Source organism: Ohtaekwangia sp., assembly GCF_036568665.1.
In the GTDB taxonomy this organism is placed as follows: Bacteria; Bacteroidota; Bacteroidia; order Cytophagales; family Cyclobacteriaceae; genus Ohtaekwangia.
In genome coordinates this window covers 1-10,465 of record NZ_DATCSD010000405.1, presented here as the reverse complement: position 1 = coordinate 10,465, position 10,465 = coordinate 1, and the positions used below count along the sequence as shown (strand labels likewise).

The window sequence follows — 10,465 nt, the reverse complement described above, 5'->3', positions numbered from 1 at the left end:
TTGCTTTCGCTTTTCTGTAGTCCGTACGGGAATCGAACCCGTGTTACCAGAATGAAAATCTGGTGTCCTAACCCCTAGACGAACGGACCATTTTATAATGGTAGGGTCTGTGTGAGTGGTCTTGTGTGTGTCCTTTTTGCTATTCCCTTCAAAAAGGTGTGCAAAGATAGAGCTGGTATTTGGATTTGCAAACCGGTGCAGCAAAAAATTTTTCAAACACAATTTTATTTCATTGGTTTTAGTCCCATGGGTACTTTATTTTTGGCTTCCGAAATTTTAACCAAAAAAATACAACAATGACTAAAGTAGGTATTAACGGTTTCGGCCGTATCGGTCGCCTGGCTTTCAGAGCTGCTATCAATCGTAAAGATATTGAGATTGTAGGGATTAATGACTTAGTGGATCCTGAATACATGGCGTATATGCTGAAGTACGACTCTACCCATGGTAAATTCGATGGAACTGTAGAAGTGAAAGACGGAAGCCTTGTAGTAAACGGAAAAAAAATCCGTGTAACAGCAGAGAAAGATCCTGCTAACCTGAAGTGGTCTGAAGTAGGTGCCGAAATCGTAATCGAATCTACTGGTTTGTTCCTCACGCAAGCGGATGGCCAGAAGCACATCACTGCTGGCGCGAAGAAAGTTGTATTCTCTGCTCCTGCCAAAGACGACACGCCTACATTCGTAATGGGTGTTAACCACAAGAAACTTACAGCACAGCACACCATCGTTTCAAACGCATCTTGTACTACCAACTGCCTTGCTCCATTAGCAAAAGTTCTTAACGATAAATTTGGTATCGTAGAAGGTTTGATGAGCACTGTACACGCAGTTACAGCTACACAGAAAACGGTTGATAGCCCTTCTATGAAAGATTGGAGAGGTGGCCGTGGTGCATATCAGAATATCATCCCTTCATCTACCGGTGCAGCAAAAGCAGTAGCATTGGTTATTCCAGAACTGAAAGGTAAACTTACCGGTATGTCATTCCGTGTACCAGTAGCTGACGTTTCAGTAGTGGATCTTACTGTACGTCTGGCGAAGGCTGCTTCTTATGAGCAGATCAAAGCAGCTATGAAAGAAGCTTCTGAAGGCGAATTGAAAGGCATCCTCGGCTATACTGAAGACGATGTAGTATCGCAGGATTTCCTCGGCGATGCCCGCACATCTATCTTCGATGCCAAAGCTGGTATCGCACTGAACGACAACTTTGTAAAAGTAGTATCATGGTACGATAACGAGTGGGGATATTCTAACAAGCTTATCGACCTCGTGTCTGAACTGGCAAAAGTATAATTAGTATATACTTCATAGATTTTAAAAACCCGGAGACAAAATCTCCGGGTTTTTCGTTTTTATAGGTGGATAAAAATACCATTGGCATTCTTTTATAGTATAGATGGCCGGAAGTAGCTAAATTTTGTCTGGCTTCCAGAAGAAAAAGCAACGCGAAAACGTTTATACAGGTATAGACACAAATCCAGGCTATGGCTGATTATTACCGGATACTCGGCATTGATCCTTCGGCAAGTTCCACCGATATACGCGCTGCGTATAAAAAGATGGCTATGCAATACCATCCGGACCGGAATGCTGGCGACCCGGAGGCGGAAGAAATGTTCAAGCAGATCAACGAAGCCTATCACGTACTCTCCGATCCACTCAAGAAATCGCGTTACGATCTGCGCATGAACCCCGAACCGGAATTATCATCCACCACCTATAATCAGCAATACGAATTTAACAGACGCAGATATTGGCAGTGGCAATATGCCCAGCAAAAGCGCTATAAAATCGACAAAGAATATTTTCGAATACAAGGACTTGCATTCCTGGTATTTATAGTGATAGCCGGCTTCTGTTTCGCAGTGATACACACCGCCTACTACTTTGTAGAACAGAAACGCCTTGCGCGATGGCATGCAAACAGCCAGGCACTGCAACAGGTAGATGCCTTGTTTGGTACAGGTAAATTTGACGAAGCCTTTTCGATGGTGCTTTCGCTGCAGGAAAAAGATCCTCTCGAATTACGTTTCATCTATGCGCACGATAGTCTTATCACCGCCCTGCAAACTACAGCCAATCGTGAATTTCAGGAGCAACAATTCGCCCAGGCCGTATCACACTATATAGTATTAAAAAAACATGAAGACCCGGTGCGATTCGAAACGCTGGAGAAGATCGCGCTGTGTCAGTATTACCTCGGTAATTTTCAGGAGTCGGTTACAGCACTCAAGCACCTCCACAATCAACAGCCCGGTAATCTTCAACTGATTTACCGGATCAGCGTGATCAACCTCGATAAACTTGATCAGCCTGAAGAAGCGTTACAATACCTGAATCTCGGCAAGAAATTGTTCAAGGAAAATCTTTCCGAGATATACGGAGAAGCTTTTATGATTGTGATGGACCCTATCGATGCTCCCGATATTTACTATGATATATTTGAAGCACGGGCACGCACCAACCTCAAACTAAAACATTATGAGGACGTTATGAATGATTGCAACTGGGCTATGTACCTGCGCCCGGAAAAGGGAATGCCCTATAGATTGCGGGCACAGGCACAGATCAGCGGCCGCACGTTTGAAAGTGTATGCTCTGATCTGCGCAAGGCGAAAGAACGAGGTATAACAGATATGGAGCCACTGCTCCGAAAATATTGCCCGTAAGCAAACCATAAATTATTGTACTTTTACATACCGTTGCATTACCACCGGATGGTGAATGTTATAGAATTGACCGGTAACACATTTGTAATTAAAAGACCAGCATCATGAACAAACAACTGGATCGCGAACACCTTATATCTGTCAAGAATAGTTACTTTAACATTCTTGCATTATTTCTCGGGCAATCCAAAATCGATAGCCGCTTTCTCCGATGTTTATTGAAGTGGGGATTTCAGTTGCATTTAAGTCCGGATGACCTCGCGAAGGCAAATGTAGATCTTACACATTTACAGTTTTCCGATCCGGCCGATAAGATCTCCAAGCTCGAAGCCATCTATCACCTGGTATATATGATCTACCTCGATGCAGTGGTAGAAGATGTAGAGCTGGAAGTTGCCACTATCTATGCCGAACAATTAGGGTTCCGTGCTTCTATCGTAAGCGATCTGTTCAAATCTATAGCGACTGAAGCGTATGATGAAGGACAGGTACGTGATGTACGCCAGGAAGTAATGGACTTTCTGAAACTGCACGAAGCCTGATACTGATTCCGACCGCTATATTTTTAAAATTCATATTTCCTTAACACCGTTTCTATACGAAGCCGTTGGGGCAGGATTAGCTTTGTGCCTTGACGAGCAATGTTCTGGAATATTAATACCATCGGAAAGCGTCTCTTCCTTTCCTTCAGCATCCTGGCGGTCAACGTCATTATCATTTCGGCACTCTCTTATCATTTTATTTCGCGAACCAGGAATATATATGAAGTTACCAAGCGCATTGAAGACGAGCGCATCCAGATTGAACGCCTGCTAAAACTCGATCTCGATTTTCTGCGCTTCGAAATTATAAACCAGGAATTTTACCGCACCAACCAAAGCGATATACTCCTGCAGCGCGATAGTCTATATAGTATCATTTTGCAAGAGGCCGCGTTGCTCAACACTATCATGTTTGACTATAATCTCGGTGTAAGCAAGAACTTCGACTCCATCAACCTTACGCTGCAAACCTATAACACTACCTTCTCGCGTATTAAAGACAAGATTATATACCGGGGATTCAAAGACTTTGGCATGGAAGGACGCATGCGAAAGTTTGCGCACGAACTGGAAAAACATACTTCGGAGGTAAGCATCGTAGATATACTCACACTGCGAAGACACGAGAAAGATTATTTTCTGCGGAAAGAAAAAGTATACAAGCGCAGGTTTAACACGCTGGCCGATTCATTGATCAACCATCTTGGTTCCGAAAACAGTTTTGTAGTGCACCTGCTTCGCTCCTATAAAGAAAATTTCAACCAGCTCGCTTCGCTCGATGAAGAGATCGGCCTCGTGCCAACGCATGGGCTAATGGGCGATCTGAACAAACGCACCAACGATCTCTCCGCACAACTCACATCGTTGGTTGATCTTTCAGACGAACGTGCCGATGCTATTATCCGTCAAAGTCTGTTTACCTATTTGTTCATAGGTGTAGGAGCTATTATCATTTCGTTTGCGCTCACTTATGTAACAGCTTTGCGTCTTACGCGGCCTATAAAAAAACTTTCCAACTCCATTGGTAAATTTATGGTGACGCAGGGACTGAACGAAGATGAGTTGAAAGATTCCGGAGTAACCAACGAGATCAACAACCTGTCGAGTGCCTATATCAAACTTACGCGCAAGCTCAAAACGCAGTTTGACGAGATCCAGAAAAAATCGCAGTTACTTGAAAACAGAAATACAGAACTGCAAAAACTGAACGAAGAGCTCGACCGCTTTATCTATAGCTCTGCACACGATCTGAAGTCGCCACTTGCTTCGATGGCCGGACTCGTTCATCTTGCCAAACGCGAAATGAATGTAACAGAACACAATCATTACTTCGAGCGCATGCAGCTCAGCATCGAAAAGATGGAGGGCTTTATCCGCGACATTACAGATTATGCCAAGAACAAACGCCAGCAGATCAAACCCGAGAAGATAAACCTGCAGGCTGTTATCAACGATATATTTCAGAGCTTCCAGTTTATTCCGCAAGCCGAGCGCATTACCAAAACCATTCACATTGGCAGCGGAGAGTTTTATACCGATAAAACCCGATTGGAGATCATTCTGAAAAATCTTATCTCCAATGCCATCCGGTATGCCGACCTTGAGAAAGAGAATTCATCTCTACTGGTGGAAGCTATACACCACCGGAACGTTACCATTATAAAAATAGAAGACAACGGTATCGGTATTGCGGATGAGCACATCTATAAAATATTCGATATGTTTTACCGCGCCAGCGATAATGCCAAAGGTTCGGGCATCGGGTTGTTCCTGGTGCGCGAGTCGGTAAAGATGCTGCGCGGTACTATTGCCGTGGAATCGGAATTGAAAAAGGGAACAACGTTTATCTTAACTTTGCCTACCTTGAACCTAGTAAACGTTAATCAACTTCCTGAATCCGAACCCATTAAATTTCTGACGGCATCATGAGATCACTCTTTATTATTGCATTACTCGCCTGCACATCGGTAGGGGTACACGCACAATCGGTAAACACCGAACTCAACCAATTTATTGATGCCTGGCACAAGGCAGCAGCCGAGGCCAACGAGAAACGCTTCTTCGATGCTATAGCAGACAACGGTATCTATATAGGCACGGATGCAACAGAGCGCTGGACGAAGGAAGAGTTTCTGAAATATGCCAAGCCCTACTTTGACAAAGGAAAAGCCTGGACATTTATACCTCGCGATCGCGACCTGCATGTAACATCTGAAGGTAATTTTGCATGGTTTTCTGAGCTTTTAACAACGCGCATGGGCACCTGTCGCGGGTCCGGTATACTTCGTAAAACTCCGGCCGGCTGGAAAATCGAACAGTATCACTTATCCGTAACTGTTCCGAATGATGCCATGAAGGATTTTATAACCCTGATGGAAAGCTTCCGGCAGAAGCAAAGTAAATAATGCTTGAGCCCGGTATATATAATCGGAACATTTCCAATCCATTATGGTAAAGCTACAAATGTATGGTTTCACACTACTTTCGGTTGAAATCGGGGCACTGTTTTTACGAATTTTGAATCGTTAAAACCCTTTAGCCAAATGCCGTACATGAAGAACCTTGATTTCAGAGATGTGACTAATGCCCGGGTATCGTCCAGGCTTAAGCAAGTGTTAGTATTGATAGGTGCTATTCTGATCGGGATGATCATTTCGATAACGGTTAATGCCGCGTAGGGAACAACACCTGTATAATTTCCAAAGATTTTAATATTCCTATTTTTTAAGCGCAAGATTAAAACCAATTTTTTCTAAGGTTAAATTTAGTTTCAGCAAAGCCCCGGGAGATCGGGGTTTTTGTTTTTATATCAATCTGTTAACGGCTTCCTTCTCTATCCATGCTTTATCTTTACACCATGGAATTCAGCCAGGAAATTTTTCTCAACAAGCTCGCACAGACTACCGATGCTCCTTACCTGCTCACCATCGAACGGGCCGAAGGGATCTATCTATATACTCCTGACGGTAAACGCTATACCGATCTCATATCCGGTATAGGCGTAAGTAATATAGGGCATCGTCATCCCAAAGTTCTGGAGGCTATTCAAAAGCAGATCGATAAGCATCTGCATGTAATGGTCTATGGCGAATTTATACAGGCAGCGCCTAATCTCCTTGCACAAAAAATAACGTCACTCCTACCTGCCAGTCTCAACTGCTGTTACTTTGTTAACTCCGGCACCGAAGCCAACGAAGGTGCACTGAAATTAGCCAAACGCTATACCGGCCGGCACGAGATCGTTTCATTCCGCAAGTCGTATCACGGCAGCACCCATGGATCAATGAGTGTATCGGGTAACGAGATCAAGAAGCAGGCGTTCCGTCCATTGTTGCCCGATGTTCGCTTCATTGAATTTAATGTGATGAGTGATCTCGAACAGATCACTACCGCTACAGCGTGTGTGATCGTGGAGACAATTCAAGGCGATGCCGGTGTACGTATACCTTCGCGTGAATATATACAGGCGCTGCGCAAGCGGTGCGATGAAACCGGTGCATTGCTTATACTCGATGAGATACAATGCGGTATGGGTCGCACGGGAACACTCTTTGCCTTCGAACAATTTGGTATCGTACCGGATATACTCACCACCGCCAAAGCATTTGGTGGAGGATTACCGATCGGTGCATTTATCAGCGATAAAAGAATTATGCAGTCGCTCACACACGATCCGATGCTGGGGCACATTACTACGTTTGGCGGTAACCCGGTATGCTGCGCTTCCGCACTGGCAACGCTGCAGGTGATAGAAGAAGAAAAATTACTGGAGCAGGTAGAAGCAAAAGGTAAACTCTTTGAACAACTGTTGCGCCATCCGCTCATTAAAGAAGTAAGACGATTCGGACTGATGTTCGCAATTGATTTTGATTCGGCCGAGCGCGTAAACCGGATTGTGGAACAAGCAAAACAACGCGGCATTATTACCTACTGGTTTCTGTCGCATCCCTATAGTTTTCGTATAGCACCACCGCTTACTATTACCGAAGAACAGATCAAAGAATCGTGCGCTGCCATTTTGCAGGCTATAGATAATGCTTAATTTCGTTGCATGCCCGATAACCTGTCAAAACCATTCGACCGGCTTGACTATACGTATAAGCTGCTGGTCATTATAGCCATTTCTATTACCGCTGTTATTCTTGCACAGGATATCATTATACCGTTTGCCTTTGCCGGTATACTTTCGGTGGTAATGCTGCCAGTGATCAAGAAACTGGAAGACCGCAAAGTAGGCACAGCTCTTTCCATTACCATTGTATTATTTACTACAGTTGTTATACTCGGTCTTTTTATCTGGCTTATTGTAAACCAGATGGTAAGCCTGGTGGCTGATCTTCCTAATCTGCAGGTAAAGTTTGAAACATTCATCGATCAGATGAGTCGCACACTGAGACGCGATTTTGGTATCAGCACAGCTGAACAAAAAAACCTGGTAGGCGAAATGATGCGCAGTATCAGTGCCTATCTCGGAGGTATATTATTGTCTACTACCAACATCATCTCCACCCTGGTACAGATACCCATCTACATATTTCTCTTCCTGATATACCGCGATAAATTCCGGTTGTTCTTTTTGAGCTTATTGAAAAGTGAAGAGCTGATCTGGAAGAAAGATGTAGAGCGTGTTATTCAGGGGTATATATCCGGGTTGTTCCTGGTAACACTCATCATCGCGGCACTCAACACTATCGGCCTGTTAGCGCTTGGGCTTGAACACGCTATCTTTTTTGGTATACTTTCCGGTATACTTACCATTATACCCTATGTCGGTATAATTATCGGGGCGCTGTTTCCGATCATTATGGCGTTGATCACGAAAGATAGTATCTGGTATGCTATAGGTGTTGTGATCGTTTTTTCGATCGTGCAATTCCTGGAAGGTAATTTTATCACACCGCGCATCACCGGCTCTAAAGTAAGTATCAATGCGCTGGCTGCGATCATTGCATTACTCATCGGTGGAAAGATATTGGGTATAGCAGGAATGATTCTCGCAGTGCCCGGTATAGGACTGATGAAAATTCTATTGGCACATACACACCGGCTGAAGTCTTTTGTTATACTCCTAGAGGATGACTCCGGCAGTAAAAAAGTACCTGAGACTACTGCCGATGTAGTGGTGCAGCAAATTGAACGTGAAGGAGGCGAAGAACCTCCTACAGTGTCTCAATAACAAGATTGTGATTGGTATATATACAGATGTCGGCAGCGATCGTGAGACTTTCGCGCACAATCTCTTCCGCTGTTAAATGCGGAGCATGTCGCTTCAATGCAAGCGCTGCTGATTGGGCATACATTGCCCCGGAGCCAATGGCTGCTACCTGGTGATCAGGTTCCAGCACATCGCCTGTTCCGGAAAGAATTAACACCTCTTCTTTATTTACCGTAATGAGCATTGCTTCGAGTCTGCGCAGAAAGCGATCCATCCGCCAGTCTTTCGCCAACTCTATAGCCGCACGTTTCATATTACCGCCATAGCTGTTCAGCTTTTCTTCAAAGCGTTCAATCAATGTAAACGCATCGGCTGTTGAACCTGCAAAACCTGCCAGCACTTTTCCATCCTGCAGTCTGCGAATTTTACGCACGTTACTCTTTGCTACATAATTACCCATGGTAGCCTGGCCATCGCCACCAATCGCCACCTGTCCGTTATGTACAACTGCTATAATGGTTGTTGCATGTATTTTTTCCATTGTAAATTACTTAGGGATTTTTAAAAAGAAATATACTCACACCCAGTCCCACAACAAGCCCCTTGTAGTTTATGTTCTCAGCCCGTTGAAAATAGTAGCCGGCCATAACATCTACAGCAGCTTTCTTATGTTGATCGAGGAATAAAGATATACCGGGTGTTATGGTATAGCCTTGCAAATTTTGCTTCACCTCGCTATAGGATGTTTGATAGGTACCTGTACCCGGTAAACCATTTATTATATCCATCGTAGCAAGAGATTGTTGCTGCTTCATCTTTCCCCAGAAATAACCGCCCTGCACAAAGAAACCTTTTACGATATAATATCGCACTACCGGCCCGGCACTAAACGATCGTGCCTTGTCGAGCGAAGCATAGGTAGCACTGTTTACCTTATCTTTCGAAGAGATCCATCCAAGCTCTGCTCCTACCATCAGTTTATCGATCACAAAAAAACCGACCGATGGATTGAGTGTGAGATTGTAGGTTGAATTTTTGAAAGCATCACGGTGATTGCTGTTCTCCTTATAGCCATACGTGCCGAAGCCGGAAGCCACAATGGTGTTTCGGTTGAACTGCGCCACACAGGCAAACGAACATGCAGTGAACAATACGAGTAAAATTGTTTTCATAACGAATAACAGTGGGTTTAGGGTTTGGGTAAAAAGAAAAAACTCCCTCTGTTACAAGGGAGTTTTATAGGTATATATCTTAGATCAGAATTCTTACCGGATCTTCCAGCAGGCCTTTCAGCGTTTTGAGGAAGGCCGATCCTACAGCTCCATCTACTGCGCGGTGATCGCATGAGAGTGTAACTTTCATTACGTTGCCCGGCACCAGTTGTCCGTTCTTTACAACTGCTGTTTCTTTTATACCACCAACGGCCAGGATACACGCATCCGGAGGGTTGATGATGGCTGTGAAATCTTCTATACCAAACATACCGAGGTTGGATATAGTAAAGGTGCTGCCTTCCCAATCAGAAGGTTGCAGTTTTTTATCGTGCGCTTTCTGTGCAAGATCTTTTACTTCCACCGCTATATGCGACAGTGATTTGTTATCAGCGAAACGAACTACCGGAACAAGCAATCCGTCTTTTACCGCTACCGCCACACCTATATTGATGTGAGCATTCTTACGGATCTTATCACCAAGCCAGCTTACGTTTACATCAGGATGCTGACGCAACGCTACCGCTGTAGCTTTAACCACGATATCGTTGAAAGATATTTTTACAGGACTGATTTCGTTGATGCTCTTGCGTGCTTCAATCGCCTTGTCCATATTGATCTCCATGGTAAGGTAGAAGTGTGGCGCAGTAAACATACTTTCTGCCAAACGTTTCGCGATGGTTTTACGCATCTGCGATACCGGTACATCTTCAAAGCTTACCTGCCCTACTACCTGCGGCAACACGATCGGTGCTGCAGCTTTGCTTTCTTTACCTCCAGCCGCTGGTTGTGTAGCAGCAGGCACTGGTTTATAGTTCTCTACATCATGCTTGGTAACACGACCAAACTCACCAGATCCCTGGATCTTGCTGATGTCGTATCCTTT

At 44.3% G+C, this 10,465-nt stretch carries 11 protein-coding genes and 1 tRNA gene; 8 read left to right on the top strand and 4 right to left on the bottom strand.

The genetic code is table 11. The features are described 5' to 3' along the window. Positions 1–17: 17 nt before the first annotated feature. Positions 18–89, bottom strand: a tRNA-Glu gene (locus tag VIN08_RS23805). A gap of 207 nt (positions 90–296) precedes the next feature. Here VIN08_RS23805 and gap point away from each other — a divergent pair. From gap to VIN08_RS23765, 8 genes are all read left to right on the top strand, one after another. Beyond that, positions 297–1,295 carry a type I glyceraldehyde-3-phosphate dehydrogenase gene (gene gap / locus VIN08_RS23800; protein ID WP_331970812.1) on the top strand — a complete coding sequence of 333 codons (999 nt, stop codon included), beginning with the start codon at positions 297–299 and terminating at the stop codon, positions 1,293–1,295. Between the two features lie 191 nt (positions 1,296–1,486). Beyond that, entirely contained in the window at positions 1,487–2,671 is a 1,185-nt protein-coding gene (locus VIN08_RS23795; protein ID WP_331970809.1) for a J domain-containing protein, read from the top strand. A 104-nt stretch (positions 2,672–2,775) separates the two neighbouring features. After that, positions 2,776–3,213, top strand: a complete 438-nt coding sequence (locus VIN08_RS23790; RefSeq protein ID WP_331970806.1) for a hypothetical protein — start codon at positions 2,776–2,778, stop codon at positions 3,211–3,213. A gap of 99 nt (positions 3,214–3,312) precedes the next feature. Then, positions 3,313–5,142, top strand: a complete 1,830-nt coding sequence (locus VIN08_RS23785) for a HAMP domain-containing sensor histidine kinase (protein WP_331970803.1) — start codon at positions 3,313–3,315, stop codon at positions 5,140–5,142. Further along, entirely contained in the window at positions 5,139–5,618 is a 480-nt protein-coding gene (locus VIN08_RS23780) for a nuclear transport factor 2 family protein (RefSeq protein WP_331970801.1), read from the top strand. Before VIN08_RS23785 ends, VIN08_RS23780 begins: the two co-directional genes overlap by 4 nt. 147 nt (positions 5,619–5,765) lie before the next feature. Further along, positions 5,766–5,891 carry a hypothetical protein gene (locus VIN08_RS23775; protein WP_331970798.1) on the top strand — a complete coding sequence of 42 codons (126 nt, stop codon included), beginning with the start codon at positions 5,766–5,768 and terminating at the stop codon, positions 5,889–5,891. A 179-nt stretch (positions 5,892–6,070) separates the two neighbouring features. Then, on the top strand, positions 6,071–7,255 hold the full coding sequence (locus VIN08_RS23770) for an aspartate aminotransferase family protein (RefSeq protein ID WP_331970796.1): 1,185 nt from the start codon (positions 6,071–6,073) through the stop codon (positions 7,253–7,255). Between the two features lie 9 nt (positions 7,256–7,264). Continuing rightward, positions 7,265–8,389, top strand: a complete 1,125-nt coding sequence (locus VIN08_RS23765) for an AI-2E family transporter (RefSeq protein WP_331970793.1) — start codon at positions 7,265–7,267, stop codon at positions 8,387–8,389. Here VIN08_RS23765 and hslV read toward each other — a convergent pair. The 3 genes from hslV to VIN08_RS23750 form a co-directional block, all read right to left on the bottom strand. Continuing rightward, complete coding sequence (gene hslV / locus VIN08_RS23760) at positions 8,373–8,909, bottom strand: ATP-dependent protease subunit HslV (protein WP_331970790.1); 537 nt, start codon at positions 8,907–8,909, stop codon at positions 8,373–8,375. The genes VIN08_RS23765 and hslV overlap by 17 nt on opposite strands. Positions 8,910–8,919: 10 nt before the next feature. Further along, positions 8,920–9,540, bottom strand: coding sequence for a hypothetical protein (locus VIN08_RS23755; RefSeq protein WP_331970787.1), 621 nt, complete (start codon positions 9,538–9,540; stop codon positions 8,920–8,922). A gap of 79 nt (positions 9,541–9,619) precedes the next feature. After that, positions 9,620–10,465: dihydrolipoamide acetyltransferase family protein (locus VIN08_RS23750; RefSeq protein ID WP_331970784.1), on the bottom strand; the 846-nt coding region annotated here is incomplete at its 5' end.